Raw genomic sequence first — 15,928 nt, 5'->3', positions numbered from 1 at the left:
ACTCAATCATCGTGATCAGGATCCAGCTCCGGGAACAAGACTTCGGTATAACCGAAACGCGTGAAGTCCTTGATACGCATCGGATACAGGATGCCATTCAGATGGTCACACTCATGCTGCACCACGCGCGCGTGAAAGTCATCGACGTCGCGGCTGATAGGCGCGCCAAACTGGTCGACACCCTCGTAATGCAGTTGCGTCCAGCGCGGCACGACGCCGCGCAATCCAGGCACCGACAGGCAGCCTTCCCAGCCGTCCTCAAGCTCGTCCGACAAGGGCCGCAGGACCGGATTGATCAGGACTGTCTCCGGCACCGCCGGCGCATCCGGATAACGGACGTTGTTCTTGAAGCCGAAGATCACCAGTTGCAGATTGACGCCTATCTGCGGCGCCGCCAGACCAGCGCCGTTCACGGCATGCATGGTGTCGAACATGTCGGCGATCAGGCTCTCCAGCTCTGCCGTGCCGAAAGCAGTCACCGGCTCGGCTTGCCGCAGCAGGCGCGGATCGCCCATCTTCAGGATTTCACGAACGGTCATGGTCTGGTCTTCAGTATGTTTATTTAAGCGGCTTATTTAAATTGCTTCAGGTATTCGGCAAATTCTGCGCCGGTTTCGTGATGCTTCAACCCCATCGCCAGGGTCGCCTTCAGATAACCCAGCTTGGAACCGCAATCATACCGCTGACCGGCATAGCGGTATGCCAGCACCCGCTCATTCTTCATCAATGCGGCGATGCCGTCGGTCAGCTGGATTTCACCACCGGCGCCTTTTCCAAGGCCTTCCAGATGATCGAATATCTTGTTGGTCAGGATATAGCGCCCCACCACCGCCAGGGTTGACGGCGCCTGGTCCGGCTGCGGCTTCTCGACGATGCTGTTGACCTTTTCCAGATTCGGCTTATACGGATCGATGCTGACGATACCGTATTGCTTGGTCTCGGCGCGCGGTACATCCTGCACCGCCAACATGCTGGAACCCTCAACCGCAAAAATGTCGGTCATCTGCGCCAGCACCGGCTGCTGCCCTGCCGCCACGTCCATGAAATCGTCCGCCAGTAAAACGGCGAAAGGCTCGTTGCCGACCACCGGACGCGCGCACAATACCGCATGGCCCAGACCCAGCATTTCCGATTGGCGGATAAAAATACAGTTGATATGCTTTGGAATGACGTTTTGCACCAGGTCCAGCAGACGCTCCTTGCCGGCCGCTTCCAGCTCGGTTTCCAGTTCATAGGCTTTGTCGAAATGATCTTCGATCGCCCGTTTGTTACGGCCGGTGATGAACACCATGTCGGTGATACCGGCGGCAACGGCTTCTTCCACCGCATATTGGATCAATGGCTTGTCTACGATCGGCAGCATTTCTTTTGGCTGGGCCTTGGTGGCCGGCAAGAATCGGCTACCCAGGCCGGCAACAGGAAATACAGCTTTTCTAATCTTGGTCATGTTCGCTTTCTATAAGAGTGCGGAGTGCGACTTCATCCAGAATCGGGATGTTCAATTCTTCCGCCTTGGTCAGTTTGCTACCGGCCTCGGCCCCGGCAACGACATAACTGGTCTTCTTGGAAACCGAGCCGGTCACTTTGCCGCCGGCCGCTTCGATCATGGCTGCGGCAGCATCACGCGTGAGCGTAGGCAAGCTACCTGTCAGCACGAAGGTCTTGCCTAACAAGAACTTGGACGCACTTTCCGCCGGCAAGTTCTCCGGCCAATGAATTCCGGCTGCCCGCAATTGCTCTACCAACTCCCGATTCAGCGGATCTGCAAAGAAAGCCAGCAAAGAACGTGCCACAACCGGGCCGATATCGGCAACGCCCAGCAATTGTTCTTCTGAAGCCTGGATGACGCCGTCGATGCTGCCGAAATGCGTAGCCAGCTCTTTTGCCGTCGATTCGCCGACATGCCGGATGCCGAGTGCATAAATAAAACGGCCCAAGGTCGTCGACTTGGATTTCTCGAGCGCGGACAAGACATTTTGCGCCGATTTGTCTGCCATGCGGTCCAGCGCCGCAAGCTTCACCAAACCCAGCTTGTAGAGGTCGGCGGCAGTCGTAATGATATTGCGATCGACCATCTGTTCGATCAACTGGTCGCCCAGGCCTTCTATATCCATCGCCCGCCGCGATGCAAAATGCTGCAGGCCGCCCTTGCGTTGCGCCGCGCACTTGACCCAGCCGCCGGAACAACGGGCAATCGCTTCGTCTTCCAGCTTGACGATGGCCGAACCGCAAATCGGACATGCACTCGGCATAACGAATGCCTGCGCATCCGCCGGCCGCAAATCGGCCACGAACGACACCACTTCCGGAATCACATCGCCGGCGCGGCGCACGATGACCGTATCGCCGATCTGGACATCCTTGCGCCGCACTTCGTCTTCATTATGCAAGGTGGCGTTGGTGACCGTGACGCCACCGACAAACACCGGTGCCAGCCGCGCCACCGGCGTCACTGCGCCGGTGCGGCCGATCTGCACTTCGATCCCCAGCACCTGGGTGGTGGCCTCTTCCGCCGGGAACTTGTGCGCCAGCGCGAAGCGCGGCGCGCGAGAGACAAAGCCGAGAGTCTGTTGCTGCAACAGGCGATTGACCTTGTACACCACGCCGTCGATTTCATAAGGCAGTTGCGGACGCTTGCTGCCGATACCACGGAAAAAATCCAGCAAGCCGGCCGCACCCTTGACCACACTACGCTCTTTGCATACCGGCAGACCGAGTTCGCTATACCAGTCCAGCAACGCCGAATGCGAAGCCGGCATTGCCGCGCCTTCCAGCGTCCCTATGCCATAGGCAAAGAAACGCAAGGTGCGTTGGGCCGTGATGCGCGAATCCAGTTGCCGCAAACTGCCGGCCGCCGCATTGCGCGGATTGGCGAATTCTTTCATTTCCGCTTCGCGCTGGCGTGCGTTCAACTTGGCGAAATCTTCCTTGAACATCAGCACTTCGCCGCGCACGTCCAGCACCTTCGGTGGCTGCTTGGTATGCAGACGCAGCGGAATCGCGCGCACGGTGCGGATGTTGCTGGTGACGTTTTCGCCGGTGGTGCCGTCGCCGCGCGTGGCCGCCTGCACCAGTACGCCGTCTTCGTAGCGCAGGTTGATGGCCAGGCCGTCGAATTTCAGTTCGGCCGCATAGTCGATCTCGCTATCGACCTGGGTATCGAGACCATCCCTGACGCGGCGGTCGAATTCGACAATATCGTTGTCTTCAAAACCGTTCCCCAAGGACAGCATCGGGATCGAATGCGTCACCTGTTCGAACTGCGGCAACGGCGCCGCACCGACGCGCTGGGTCGGCGAATCGGGCGTATTCAGCTCTGGATGCGTTTGTTCCAGCGCTTGCAGCTCCCGGAACAACAAGTCGTACTCGGCATCCGGAATCGACGGATTATCCAGCACGTAATAGGAGTGGTTGTGGCGATTCAGCTCGGTAGCCAGCCAGGCGGCGCGTACGCTCCAATCGGAGGCAAATTGTGAAAGCGGTGACATGGTATTGCAAAATCCTTACGTTGTTCAAACCTCCTGTCTAGTCAGTTGAGGACAGAGTAATTCGTCGCGCTGCGGCGACTCTTAAACTCTGTCCCCAATTAGCTAAACAAACGCAGGGCCCGCACTGAGCCGGCTGGAATTTCAGCGGCATCCATTTCCCGGTAGAAGGCATCGACCTGGCCGGCAATTTCCGCCAGCTGGATGTCCGCCAAAGGCTGGTTGCTATCGTCGACCAGTACGCCGCCAAGGCGTGCAGCCAATGAACGGCCGCAGGCCACCATCGCGCCATAACCGTCGCGGTCAGGGGCAACGCGCGGGACGTCGAGCAGCAAGGTCAGGCGACTGGTGGTCTCGGCGACAGCACTGGCATTGGTGGACAAGGAGAACAGCAGGCCGCCCTCGCCATCCGACATCACCATGCGGCCTTCCGGCCGGGCGTCGAAGCCTTGCCGCGTCAACGCCGCTTGCAAGGTGCTGATCGCCCATGGCGCGCCATTCGACTGGATGTTCACGCCCAATTGAGCGTCGTGTTCAGTCACAAACTGATGCAGGGAGCGTGCGGTGTGCATCACTTCCATCATGTCCGGCAGATCCGGCTCGGCGCCGATGTCGTCGGCGATCTGGCGCAGACGGCTGACCAGTTCGGAATACTCGATTTCATTCAAGGGATTGGTGCGGTTGGCCAACTGCACGCCTGCCAGCAAAGTGCTGTAGATGCCACCGTGGGCCACCGGCTCCCAATCGCCGTTAGCGTCTTCGCCGATAAAATGAATAGGCTTGTTGCCGACATGACGCAGGCTTTGCAATGCCGGCAATACCTTGTCGCCACGCACCGGTGCATCCAGCGCAAGCGGAATGGCGCAATCGATCAGTTCATCGACCGGCAAATCCCTGCGCACGGCTGCCGCAGTCTGCTGCGCCGCACCGGCCATGGGATTGCCGAGCTGCGGCTCCAGCACGTTTTGCTCGGCGCTCTGCTCCGGGTCGTCGTGCGGCAAAGTCGCCGCCACCTTGGCGTCAAACTTGGCATCAGAGTCGGATTCGAACAGTTTCGGCTCGTGGCGCACCGGCGCTTCAGCGCTTTCCTTACCGGCAGGCGCCTTCATCAAGACATCGTCATGCGATCCGGAAAACGCCCGCTCAACGCTCTTCTTGGCCTTGTATTCCTGCCATTTGTTGTAGGAGATGACGCCAACAACAAACGCGCCTCCAATGATAAACAGGCTGGTTTGTAAATCTGTCATTCTGCTAATGCCTTAATAGCCAGCGCTGCCGTGTCACCGGTGCGCGTGCTTGAAATATGAATCTGCGATTGAAATCGTGGTCTGGTCATTGATTAAATCCGAGGCAAAAACACTTCTAAAATAATTGTCAGCGACCCCATGAACAGCTATTTGCTGCTGAAAATCCGGTTTATTTTTATAAAAACAATACCAGTATTACTGCATATGCCCTCAACGTAAAATTATTGAGACAATTTTTTACAATATATTGCATTGCGGCTATCAAATCAGCTTAGTGTTGCCGCAAAAAGTTGTCAAGCTGGCTAAGCTGAAACGGGTTACCGGTCCCGATTCCGCATCGGATAGCAGTTTATGCGGCAACCGGGTCGCTGGCAAAACTTCTGGCCGCTTCCATATCCACTGCAACGATCCGCGATACGCCCTGCTCCTGCATGGTTACCCCGATCAGCTGCTGCGCCATTTCCATCGCAATTTTATTATGCGAAATGAACAGGAACTGTGTGTTGGCGGACATACGCTTCACCATATTGCAGAAACGCTCGGTATTGGCGTCATCAAGCGGCGCATCAACCTCATCCAGCAGACAGAACGGCGCCGGGTTCAGCTGGAACATCGAGAACACCAGCGCGGTCGCCGTCAGCGCCTTTTCACCACCCGACAGCAAATGAATCGTTGCATTCTTCTTGCCCGGCGGTTGCGCCATTACTTGCACGCCGGAGTCGAGGATTTCGTCGCCGGTCATGATCAACCGCGCCTGGCCGCCGCCGAACAGGATCGGAAACAGCTCGGCAAAATGAAGATTGACCTTGTCGAAGGTGTCCTGCAACAGGTCGCGGGTTTCCTTGTCGATCTTGTGGATCGCATCCTGCAAGGTGTTGATGGCTTCGGTCAGGTCGGCGTTTTGCGCATCCAGGAAATTCTTGCGCTCGGATGCCTGCGCCAGCTCATCCAGCGCGGCCAGGTTGACCGCGCCCAGGCCGGCAATCGCGTTGGTCAGGCGAGTGACTTCGCCTTGCAGATACGATGGCCGCATTTCGGCGGTCAACTTTTCGCTGAGCGCCGCTTCGTCCGCTTGCGCTTCGAGCAGCTGTTGCACGTATTGTTCCTGGTTCAGACGTGCGGCCTGCTCTTTCAACTGCAATTCCATGATGCGGTCGCGCTGCGGCTGCAAGCTGCGCTCGGCTTGCAAGCGCGTTTCTTCGTGCAGGCGCAGATTCTGAGAAACCTGGTCCAGCTCGTGGCGGGTATCGGCCAACGCGCGTTCCTGCTCGCTGCGCTTATCCAGCAAGTCTTGCAAACCGGCTTGTGCGGCCTGGTCGTCCAGGCTTTCCAGCTCCAGATGGCCCTGCTGCATGTTGGCGAACAATTGCGCCGCCTGCTCCAGCGCGGTGGCGATGCTGCGCTTGAGTTCTTCGATCTTGTTACGATGGGATTTCTCGGCGAACTCCGCTTCCTGCGCGGCACGTTCCATCTCACGCAGACGCTGGCGAGCGTCGTTCAACTGCTGTTCCTTGCCCAGGTAATCGGTTTGGCCGTCTTCATGCTTTTCCTGCAGCTCGGCCAGTTCCATATCGAGCTGTTCGAACTTCTCTTCCGATTCCATCTTGACCTGCTGCTGCTCGTTTTCCTGCGCGGCGATTTCTGCCAGGTCGGCAGCGATCTGCGAGCTGCGCTGGTTGAAACGTTCCTGCAACTCGGACAGTTTCATGACGTCGATCTGCAAGCCGTGCACCGCTTGCGTCAAGCCGGTATGGCGCAAACGCATTTCCTGCAAGCGCTGGGTTGCGTGCGACAATGCCGCCTCGGCGCGCACCGAACGCGAACGCGCCTCGTCGGCCAGCATCTGTTGGGCGCGCAACTGCTTGGTGATGTTTTCAATTTCCTGCTGGCGCGCCAGCATGCCGTCCTGCTCCGAATCCGAAGCATAGAAACGCACGCCAGTCTTGCTGATCACATGGCCCTGGCGCGTCACAAAGCTGGCGCCTAGCGGCAATTTGTTGCGCTCGGCAAAAGCCGTTACGGTATCGTCGGCAGCGTAGAAATTGTGCAGCCAGTCTTGCATCAGCACGCGCAAACCCGGATCGTTCAACTGCAACAGGTTCAGGAACGGCTTCAGGCCGGCAGACGCATCGGCCGGCGGTGTGGACGCCACGCCATTCGGCGAGAACAAGGCCAGTTTGGCCGGCGGCGCATCGTTGAAGAAGGCCTTGGCCCAATCCAGATTGGACATTTCCAGCGCCGAAGTCCGCTCGCGCAAGACCGATTCCAGCGCGGTTTCCCAGCCGCCGTCGATATGCAGTTTTTGCCACAGGCGCGGCAAGGTTGCCAGCTCGTGCTTTTCCAGCCAGGGCTGTACCTTGCCTTGCGTCTGCACACTCTCCTGCAATTGCTTGAGCGCGGCCAGACGGGCTTCCAGCTGCGCGTTGTTGGCGCTTTCGGTATTGACTTGCTGCTGCGCGTTGCGCCGCTCTTCTTCCAGCCGCGGCTGCTGTTCCTGCAGCTCTTCCAGCTGCATGCCGGTTTCTTCCAGCCCGGCCTGCTTTTCTTCCAGCTGCATGCGCAGATTGGTCAGATGCGCATTGTCCGGCAGGTTCAAGCCATTCTTTTCCTGCGACAAGCGCTCGCGGCGGCCGGTCAGGCCGTTGAGGATATTCGAGGCATTGCGTTGATGTGTCGATCCGAGTTCGATCTGCTGCTGGATCTGCATGATCTTGCCGCGCGATTCGGTGCTCTTCAGCTGCGCTTCGCGCCAGCTCTGCTCCAGCGCCGGCAACTGGTCGTTATGCTGTTGCGACGCCACTTGCGATTGCTCGACCCGCGCCATCAGCTCTTCCAGATGCATCTCGGCTTCCACCAGATCATCCTGGAACTGCGTGCCCTGGCGCTGCCATTGATCGCGCTGCGCGGTCAAGGAATTGAGTTGCGATTGCAGGCGGTTGCGCGATTCAATGACGAACTTGATCTGCGCTTCCAGGCTGCCGATTTCGGAATTGGTCTGATACAGATGGCCCTGCGCCTGATGCATGCGGTCGCCCGCGGCATAGTGCGACTGACGCATATGCTCCAGCTCGGTTTCCACATGGCGCAGCTTGGCGGTCTGCTCTTCCAGGTCGGTTTGCGCCTTTTCAATTTCGCGGAAGAATTTTTCCTGCTCGGCCTTGGCTTCGTTCTTGCGCAGCAGCCACAGCAGTTTCTGCTTTTCTTCCTGATCGCCTTGCAATTCATGGAATTTTTGCGCAACCGCGGCTTGCGATTGCAGCTTTTCCAGGTTGGCGTTCAGTTCGCGCAGGATATCTTCGACGCGTAACAAATTGTCGCGCGTGTCGTTCAGGCGATTTTCGGTCTCGCGGCGGCGTTCCTTGTACTTGGAGACGCCTGCAGCCTCTTCAAGGAAAATCCGCAATTCCTCAGGGCGCGCCTCGATGATGCGCGAGATCATACCCTGGCCGATGATCGCGTAAGCACGCGGGCCAAGGCCGGTGCCGAGGAAGATATCCTGGATGTCGCGGCGGCGTACCGCCTGGTTGTTGATGTAATAAGTCGAGGTGCCGTCGCGCGTCAAGGTGCGCTTGACGGCGATTTCCGCGTACTGGCTCCATTGCCCGGCCGCTTTGCCGAGGCCGTTGTCGAACACCAGTTCGACCGACGAACGGCCAGCCGGCTTACGGTGTGAAGAACCGTTGAAAATAACGTCTTGCATCGATTCGCCGCGCAACTCGGAAGCCTTGGACTCACCCAAGACCCAGCGCACCGCATCGATAATGTTTGACTTGCCGCAACCGTTAGGCCCCACTACACCGACCAGCTGGCCGGGGACCTGAAAGTTGGTAGGGTCAACGAAAGACTTGAATCCCGATAATTTAATGGAAGTTAAACGCACGCAATGGCTCCAGCCGACTGTTCTTATCAAAGTCGGCGAAAAAGCTACCGCCAACTACTTCACACTATAAAAACGAGGAAAAACCTCGCAGGAGGTCGCCATCATAACATTCCACCTCGCCGTATATGCGATATGGATGCCTCTAAATGGCAGCGGACAGCGGGAAATCTGATTGTTACTTTACTAGTAAACCGTTCGCGTCCAATAGTGGCTACGCACGGAATGCAAACACGCCCGGTTTGGGCCGGACTTGCCGGAAAAGCTCAAGGAGACAATGAAAAGCAAAAAAAAAGCACAGAATCTGCTTTTTGCAGCCTCCTGGTTACGCAGCGGCGGCGATCAAACAGGCTACTTCTGTATATAATGCAAACAGCATATTCGTCGCCGTTTTCCGTCATTCCACCTTTGTTATTCATCCGTTATCAACCACGTGAATCCATTACTAGACCGGCTGCAGCCCTATCCGTTTGAAAAACTGCGTGCATTATTCGCAGACGTCACGCCTAACCCTGCGTTCAAGCCGATCAGTCTCGGCATAGGCGAGCCCAAACATCCCACGCCGGCATTCATCCAGCAGGCGCTGAGCGACAACCTGAACGGTCTGGCCAGCTATCCAAGCACAATTGGCGCGGAACCTTTGCGCGCAGCCATCGCCGGCTGGCTGGAACGCCGCTACGGCTTGCCGCCGCTGGATCCGGCGACGCAGATCTTGCCGGTCAACGGTTCGCGCGAGGCGCTGTTTGCGCTGGCGCAGACAGTGGTCGATCCCGCGCAAAAAGATGCGCTGGTGATGTGCCCGAATCCGTTCTATCAAATCTATGAAGGCGCCGCCTACTTGTCCGGCGCCCAGCCTTATTTCGTCAATTCCGACCCCGCCCGCAACTTCGCGCCGGATTACCGCAGCGTGCCGGACGATATCTGGCCGCGGGTCAAGCTGCTGTATCTCTGCTCGCCGGGTAATCCGACCGGCGCCGTGCTGTCGCTGGACGACTGGAAGGAATTGTTTGCGCTGTCGGACCGGCATGGCTTCGTGATCGCCGCCGACGAATGCTATTCCGAGATTTATTTCAAGCCGGAAGCGCCTTTGGGCGGTCTGCAAGCGGCCAATATGCTGGGCCGCAGCGGATATCCACGTCTGATCGCTTTTTCCAGCCTGTCGAAACGCTCGAACGTGCCTGGCATGCGCTCCGGCTTTGTCGCCGGCGATGCCGCCATCTTGAAGAAATTCCTGCTGTATCGTACCTATCACGGCGGCGCCATGAGCCCGCCTGTGCAAGCGGCTTCGGTCGCCGCCTGGAACGACGAAACCCACGTCGTCGAAAACCGCGCCAAATACATGGCAAAATTCCAACAGGTCACCCCTGTGCTGCAAACCGTGCTGGATGTCGCACTGCCCGATGCCGGTTTTTATCTATGGGCCAAGGTAGATAAATTGACAAACATTTCCGACACCGACTTCGCCAAGCGGCTGTATGCCGAATATAATGTAACAGTATTGCCCGGCAGCTATCTGGCGCGCGACGCCCATGGCAGCAATCCGGGCCGGCAACGGATCCGCATGGCGCTGGTGGCGGAAGTCGATGAATGCCTGGAAGCGGCGCAACGGATTGCGGCATTTTGCCGCGCATTGTGACTATTTGCGGGACAGAGTTTAAGAGTCGCCGCAGCGCGACGAATTACTCTGTCTTCAACTGACTAGACAAAACGGTTAAATTCTCAAGGAAAGTAATCCGAGAGAGTTTTTAAGCCGGCCAGCGTGGCGAATTACTCCGCCCCCATTGATTATTTTTAAACTTTAAACGACGAAAATCATGACTCAATCTCTGCAAGCATTTATCGACCAAGCCTGGGAACAGCGTACCGAATTTTCCCCTAAGACCGCACCCGCCGATGTCCGCGAAGCGGTCGCCAAGGTCATCGCCGAACTGAATCAAGGCAGCCTGCGCGTGGCCGAGAAAATCGACGGCAACTGGGTCGTCAACCAATGGATCAAAAAGGCCGTGCTGCTGTCGTTCCGCCTGGAAGACAACCTGCCGATGCCGGCCGGCGAGAACATGCAGTTCTACGACAAAGTGCCAACCAAGTTCGCCAACTACACTGCGGAAGATTTCGCCAAGGGCGGCTTCCGCGTGGTGCCGCCAGCAGTGGCGCGTCACGGCAGTTTCATCGGCAAGAACGTGGTGCTGATGCCTTCCTATGTCAACATCGGCGCCTATGTCGATGAAGGCACGATGGTCGATACCTGGGCTACCGTCGGCTCTTGCGCGCAGATCGGCAAGAACGTCCACCTGTCCGGCGGCGTCGGCATCGGCGGCGTGCTGGAACCGATGCAAGCCAACCCGACCATCATCGAAGACAACTGCTTCATCGGCGCCCGTTCGGAAATCGTCGAAGGCGTGATCGTTGAAGAAAACTCGGTGATCTCGATGGGCGTCTATATCGGCCAGTCGACCAAGATCTATGACCGCGCCACCGGCGAAGTCACTTACGGCCGCATCCCTTCGGGTTCGGTGGTGGTCTCGGGCAGCCTGCCTTCGGCCGATGGCAAGTACAGCCTGTATTGCGCCGTGATCGTCAAGCGCGTGGATGCCAAGACCCGCTCCAAGACCGCTATCAACGAACTGCTGCGTGAAGCCTGATCAGTTGTAAGGCTTTGGAGGACAGGGTTTGCGGGCTGCCAAGGTGAACCTTGCTACCTCTGCGGCACCATCCCCTGCCAAGATGTGTGAATGACAAAGAAAGAAGACGGAACAGCCAGCGCCAAAACGTCGTGCGCTGTCCGCTCTTCGACATAATAATAGTTTCTGCACCGAGGAGTTTTTGATGGCAATGGATCGCTTGTTTCAGCTGATGCAGGAGAAGGAAGCGTCGGACATGTTCCTGGCGTCAGGCTCGCCGATTCATCTGAAAATCAAGGGCCAGATGGTCCCGGTCAACCAGCAAACCATGGATGACAACACCATCCTTCTGCTGCTGAAAGAAGTGCTGCCGGCCGAACGGCTGCAAGAACTGGACCGCAACAATGAATTGAATCTCGGCTTGCCGGTCGCCGGCATCGGCAGTTTCCGGCTGTCGGCGTTCCGCCAGCGCGGCAGCATCTCTGCCGTGATCCGCTATATTCCCTACGAGATTCCGCCATTTGAAGAACTGCGCCTGCCGCCCGCATTGCTTGAGCTGATCGGCCGCAAACGCGGCTTGCTGCTGATTGTCGGCTCTACCGGTTCCGGTAAATCGACCACCATCGCCTCGATGCTGGACTACCGCAACAAGACCCAGGCAGGACATATCCTGACCCTGGAAGACCCTATCGAATTCCTGTTCGAGAATCACCGCTCGATCGTCAACCAACGCGAAATCGGCAGCGACACCACCGACCTTAACGGCGCGCTGAAGAATGCCTTGCGGCAGGCGCCGGATTGCATCCTGATCGGCGAAATCCGTGACAAGGCCACCATGTCGGCCGCGCTCGCCTACGCCCAGTCGGGCCATCTGGTGGTATCGACGCTGCACGCCAACAACACCTACCGCGCGCTGAACCGCATCATCAGTTTTTATCCGATGGAAAACCGGCCGGCGCTGCTGGAAGATCTGGCGTCGACCCTGGCGGCGATTGTTTCGCAACGGCTGGTCACCACGGTCGAAGGCCAGCGCACACCGGCAGTGGAAATCATGCTGAACACGCGCCACGTTTCCGAGCTGATTGAAGAAGACAACATCAGCCAGATCAAGGAAGCGATGGAAAAGAGCCTGGCGCCCGGCTCGCAGACTTTCGAGCAGGCACTGATGCAATTGATCGCGGATGGCGTCATCACCCAGGACGAAGCGCTGGAACATGCGGATTCGCCGAGCAACCTGTACTGGCTGATCAACAACCATACGCCGAGCTCGAAGAAAAATGCGGTGCCGGTGATCCCTGAGCCTGAACGGGTCGAAGGCGCAACCTTCACCGAATTCACACTGGATCTGTAAAAATATCCTCATCATCTGTAGCGACAGCATCTCATTTATGGCAATTACTCTTTACGGCATTCCCAATTGCGACACGGTCAAGAAGGCCCGTACCTGGCTTGAAGACCAGGAAATCGCTTATACGTTTCACAATTTCAAGAAAGATGGCGTCACGGCTGAACTGATCACGACCTGGCTGGCGGACATTCCCTGGGATACGCTGGTCAACCGCAAAGGAACGACCTGGCGCGGCCTCTCTGAACAGCGCCGCAACGGCATCACCGACGGCATCAGCGCGACGCCGTTGATGATGGAACTGCCGTCGATCATCAAGCGGCCGGTGCTGTACACCGGCAAGCAGGCTTATGTCGGCTTTTCGGATGCGCTGTATCAGGAAATATTTAGCCAATAAGTCAGTTAAAAGCCCGCAACCCATCGCAACATAATTTGAAATGCCGCACATGACCGAACACAGCAAAACCCTGGCGCTGGCCGAACAACTGATCGCACTTTCCTCCGTCACGCCGCAAGACAAGGGCTGCCAGGCGCTCCTGATCGAATTGCTGGCGCCGCTCGGCTTCGCATGCGAGACCATCCAGTCCGGCGATGTCACCAACTTGTGGGCGCGCAAGGGCACGGCGCGGCCGCTGCTGGTGTTCGCCGGCCATACCGATGTGGTGCCGACCGGTCCGCGCGAGCAGTGGCAATCCGATCCTTTCCTGCCTAGCCATCGTGACGGCAAGCTGTATGGCCGCGGTGCGGCCGATATGAAAACCTCGATTGCGGCGATGGTGGTGGCGGTGGAAGAATTCACCAAGGCCCGCCCGGATCATTCCGGCTCGATCGGCTTCCTGATCACCAGCGATGAAGAAGGCCCTGCCACCGACGGCACCGTGGTGGTCTGCGAAAAACTCAAGGCGCGCAGCGAGCAACTGGATTACTGCATCGTCGGCGAACCGACTTCCAGTTCGACCTTGGGCGACATGATCAAGAACGGCCGCCGCGGCACCATGTCCGGCAAGCTCACCGTCAAAGGCGTGCAGGGCCATATCGCCTATCCGCATTTGGCGAAGAATCCGATCCACCTGGCGGCGCCGGCGCTGGCCGAACTGGCTGCGGAAAAGTGGGATGACGCCAATGAATACTATCTGCCGACTTCCTGGCAGATGTCCAACATCCACGGCGGCACCGGTGCTTCCAATGTGATTCCGGGCGAAGTGGTGATCGATTTCAATTTCCGCTTTTCGACCGCCAGCACGGTGGAAGACTTGCAGCAGCGCGTGTTGGCGATTCTGGACAAGCACGGCCTGGAATACACGCTGGCCTGGACTGTCGGCGGCCGGCCGTTCCTGACGCCGCGCGGCACGCTGAGCAACGCCATCTCCGCCGCCATCAAGACGGAAACCGGGATCAACACCGAGCTGTCCACTACCGGCGGTACCTCGGACGGCCGCTTCATCGCGCAGATCTGCCCGCAGGTGATCGAATTCGGGCCGCCTAACGGCAGCATCCACAAGATCGACGAACATGTTGAAGTGCAGTTCATCGATCCGCTGAAAAACATTTACCGCCGCACCCTGGAAAACCTGCTGCCTTCGGCTTCCGTCTAACTCACTCACACAAAGGTTCTTATGGCCGGCACAAAAGACATCGTTGAACAAGCCTACGACGCCACGCCATATACCTCCCATCCATTCAAAGCCACCGCGCCAGAGCATCTGGCGGCGGTCGCCGCCCTGTTCAACCTGACGCCGCCACGCACCGACAATGCGCGGGTGCTGGAGCTGGGCTGCGCTGCCGGCGGCAACCTGATTCCACATGCACAACGGCATCCCGACGGCCGCTATGTCGGGGTAGACCTGTCCAAGGTCCAAATCGACGCCGGCCAACAACGACTGACGGCGCTCGGCCTGAACAATATCGGCTTGCATCACATGAGTCTCAGCGATATCGGCCCGGCCTTGGGTCAGTTCGACTACATCATTTGTCATGGCGTATATAGCTGGGTGTCGCCGCAGGTGCAAGACGCCATTTTGCGGGTGTGCGCTGAAAACCTGGCCGCCGACGGCATCGCCATCATCAGTTACAACACCTATCCGGGCTGGAAATTCAAGGAAGTGGTGCGGGAAGCGATGCTGTTCCGTGGCAAAAATCATGAAAAACCCGAGGACAAACTGGCGCATGCCCGCGGCATGTTCAATTTCATGCACGAGATGTCGAGCAAAGGCAGTGTCCTGCACCAGGTGCTGGAGCAGCACGCCGATACCTTCAGCGGCAAATTCGACGATTACTATCTGCAGCATGAGTATCTGGAGCCGTACAATGCGCCCTGCTATCTGAGTGAATTTACGGCCCGGGCGCAGCAGCGCAAGCTCAGCTATCTGGCCGATGCAGAAACGCAATCGATGTTTGTCAGCAATCTCGGCAGCAACATCGCCGAGCCCCTGCTGCGCGAATGCGAAAATGACCAGGTCGTGCTGGAACAGTACATGGATTTCCTGCGCAACCGCCAGTTCCGCCACACCCTGCTGGTGCACGCGGAACAACAAAGCCGGATCCGCTATCTGCTCAATTCGGCCCGGCTGGCGCTGCTGCACTATGCTTGTGCGGTCGACAGCGGTGCTGTGGCTATCACCCAAGACGATACGGAGCAAGCTCTCACCCTCAACGGCCAGCAACTCGTGATCAAGGGCCGGGTCAACAAGGTCGCCTTGCAACTGCTGGGCGAACGTTTTCCCGGCACCATGCACGTGCCGGAACTGGTGAGCGCCATCCGTCAACGTCTGCAGCAGCGGCAAGACAGCGATACCGAGACGGTGATCCAGCTGATGGAGGTGCTGGTGATACGTGGCGCAGTCGATTATCGCGTGCAACCTCTGGACGTTGCCCCTGCGGTTTCCGAACAACCGCTCGCCCTGGCGTCCGCCCGCGCCGATTTGAGCCTGGATCCGAACGCCGACACCACCAACCTCTGGCACCAGCGGATAAACTTGAACATCATCGAAAAAGTCCTGCTGCCCAAATTGGACGGCAACCATACCCAAGAGCAACTAATTGAACATGTCTTGCAAAAAGAGCAGCAACACATGCTGGAGTTCAAGCACAAGGACGGCCACCGCTTGACTGATCCGCAAGCCCTGCTGGAGGCCGCCGCCGAACATGTCGCCAATGCCCTGCGCGCACTCAGATATAATGCGTTATTGATCAACCCCCGATAATATCGGGCTAAATCAATACAATACCGGGCTAAATGGCCGGGTTTGCTCCATTCCGCCCGGCATTTCCGATAGAATCCGCCTGACACATTTTTTGGCCCCGGCTTTACATCGCTGGGGCCGAGTTGCCCGGACAGCGTAATCCACCACGTT

Annotated in this window: 11 protein-coding genes; 6 read left to right on the top strand and 5 right to left on the bottom strand. The window is 57.9% G+C overall.

The window, feature by feature from the left end; genetic code table 11:
- Positions 1–2 precede the first annotated feature (2 nt).
- The 5 genes from def to smc all read right to left on the bottom strand — a co-directional run bounded on the left by def (position 3) and on the right by smc (position 8,612).
- Positions 3–539, bottom strand: a complete 537-nt coding sequence (gene def, locus ABI171_RS08645) for a peptide deformylase (RefSeq protein ID WP_348092167.1) — start codon at positions 537–539, stop codon at positions 3–5.
- Between the two features lie 32 nt (positions 540–571).
- The gene (gene galU / locus ABI171_RS08640) at positions 572–1,447 is read right to left on the bottom strand and encodes a UTP--glucose-1-phosphate uridylyltransferase GalU (RefSeq protein ID WP_348092166.1); all 876 of its coding nucleotides are present in this window, start codon (positions 1,445–1,447) and stop codon (positions 572–574) included.
- The gene (gene ligA / locus ABI171_RS08635) at positions 1,434–3,488 is read right to left on the bottom strand and encodes an NAD-dependent DNA ligase LigA (protein WP_348092165.1); all 2,055 of its coding nucleotides are present in this window, start codon (positions 3,486–3,488) and stop codon (positions 1,434–1,436) included. Before ligA ends, galU begins: the two co-directional genes overlap by 14 nt.
- A gap of 98 nt (positions 3,489–3,586) precedes the next feature.
- Positions 3,587–4,732 (bottom strand): cell division protein ZipA C-terminal FtsZ-binding domain-containing protein, encoded by a 1,146-nt coding sequence (locus ABI171_RS08630; protein WP_348092164.1) that lies wholly within the window; start codon positions 4,730–4,732, stop codon positions 3,587–3,589.
- A 349-nt stretch (positions 4,733–5,081) separates the two neighbouring features.
- Entirely contained in the window at positions 5,082–8,612 is a 3,531-nt protein-coding gene (gene smc, locus ABI171_RS08625) for a chromosome segregation protein SMC (protein ID WP_348092163.1), read from the bottom strand.
- 430 nt (positions 8,613–9,042) lie between these two features.
- Between smc and dapC the strand changes: the two genes are divergently transcribed.
- From dapC to ABI171_RS08595, 6 genes are all read left to right on the top strand, one after another.
- Entirely contained in the window at positions 9,043–10,245 is a 1,203-nt protein-coding gene (gene dapC, locus ABI171_RS08620; RefSeq protein ID WP_348092162.1) for a succinyldiaminopimelate transaminase, read from the top strand.
- Between the two features lie 178 nt (positions 10,246–10,423).
- A complete protein-coding gene (dapD, locus tag ABI171_RS08615; RefSeq protein WP_348092161.1) occupies positions 10,424–11,251 on the top strand; it encodes a 2,3,4,5-tetrahydropyridine-2,6-dicarboxylate N-succinyltransferase in 828 nt (275 codons plus the stop codon).
- A gap of 184 nt (positions 11,252–11,435) precedes the next feature.
- Positions 11,436–12,581 (top strand): PilT/PilU family type 4a pilus ATPase, encoded by a 1,146-nt coding sequence (locus ABI171_RS08610; RefSeq protein ID WP_348092160.1) that lies wholly within the window; start codon positions 11,436–11,438, stop codon positions 12,579–12,581.
- A gap of 37 nt (positions 12,582–12,618) precedes the next feature.
- Positions 12,619–12,972, top strand: a complete 354-nt coding sequence (locus ABI171_RS08605) for an ArsC family reductase (protein WP_348092159.1) — start codon at positions 12,619–12,621, stop codon at positions 12,970–12,972.
- 49 nt (positions 12,973–13,021) lie between these two features.
- Positions 13,022–14,170 carry a succinyl-diaminopimelate desuccinylase gene (dapE, locus tag ABI171_RS08600; protein WP_348092158.1) on the top strand — a complete coding sequence of 383 codons (1,149 nt, stop codon included), beginning with the start codon at positions 13,022–13,024 and terminating at the stop codon, positions 14,168–14,170.
- A 21-nt stretch (positions 14,171–14,191) separates the two neighbouring features.
- Positions 14,192–15,778, top strand: a complete 1,587-nt coding sequence (locus tag ABI171_RS08595; protein WP_348092157.1) for a methyltransferase regulatory domain-containing protein — start codon at positions 14,192–14,194, stop codon at positions 15,776–15,778.
- Positions 15,779–15,928 lie beyond the last annotated feature (150 nt).

The organism is Collimonas sp. (assembly GCF_039923675.1).
Classification (GTDB): Bacteria; Pseudomonadota; Gammaproteobacteria; order Burkholderiales; family Burkholderiaceae_D; genus Collimonas.
Note: the sequence above shows the minus strand (reverse complement) of the source record. Positions and strands in the feature narration are given on the sequence as shown.

Bases quoted from the DNA above. Each gene is read 5' to 3' on its own strand.
- def (WP_348092167.1), bottom strand. From the start codon at position 539: ATGACCGTTCGTGAAATCCTGAAGATGGGCGATCCGCGCCTGCTGCGG.
- galU (WP_348092166.1), bottom strand. From the start codon at position 1,447: ATGACCAAGATTAGAAAAGCTGTATTTCCTGTTGCCGGCCTGGGTAGC.
- ligA (WP_348092165.1), bottom strand. From the start codon at position 3,488: ATGTCACCGCTTTCACAATTTGCCTCCGATTGGAGCGTACGCGCCGCC.
- ABI171_RS08630 (WP_348092164.1), bottom strand. From the start codon at position 4,732: ATGACAGATTTACAAACCAGCCTGTTTATCATTGGAGGCGCGTTTGTT.
- dapD (WP_348092161.1), top strand. From the start codon at position 10,424: ATGACTCAATCTCTGCAAGCATTTATCGACCAAGCCTGGGAACAGCGT.
- ABI171_RS08610 (WP_348092160.1), top strand. From the start codon at position 11,436: ATGGCAATGGATCGCTTGTTTCAGCTGATGCAGGAGAAGGAAGCGTCG.
- ABI171_RS08605 (WP_348092159.1), top strand. From the start codon at position 12,619: ATGGCAATTACTCTTTACGGCATTCCCAATTGCGACACGGTCAAGAAG.
- dapE (WP_348092158.1), top strand. From the start codon at position 13,022: ATGACCGAACACAGCAAAACCCTGGCGCTGGCCGAACAACTGATCGCA.
- ABI171_RS08595 (WP_348092157.1), top strand. From the start codon at position 14,192: ATGGCCGGCACAAAAGACATCGTTGAACAAGCCTACGACGCCACGCCA.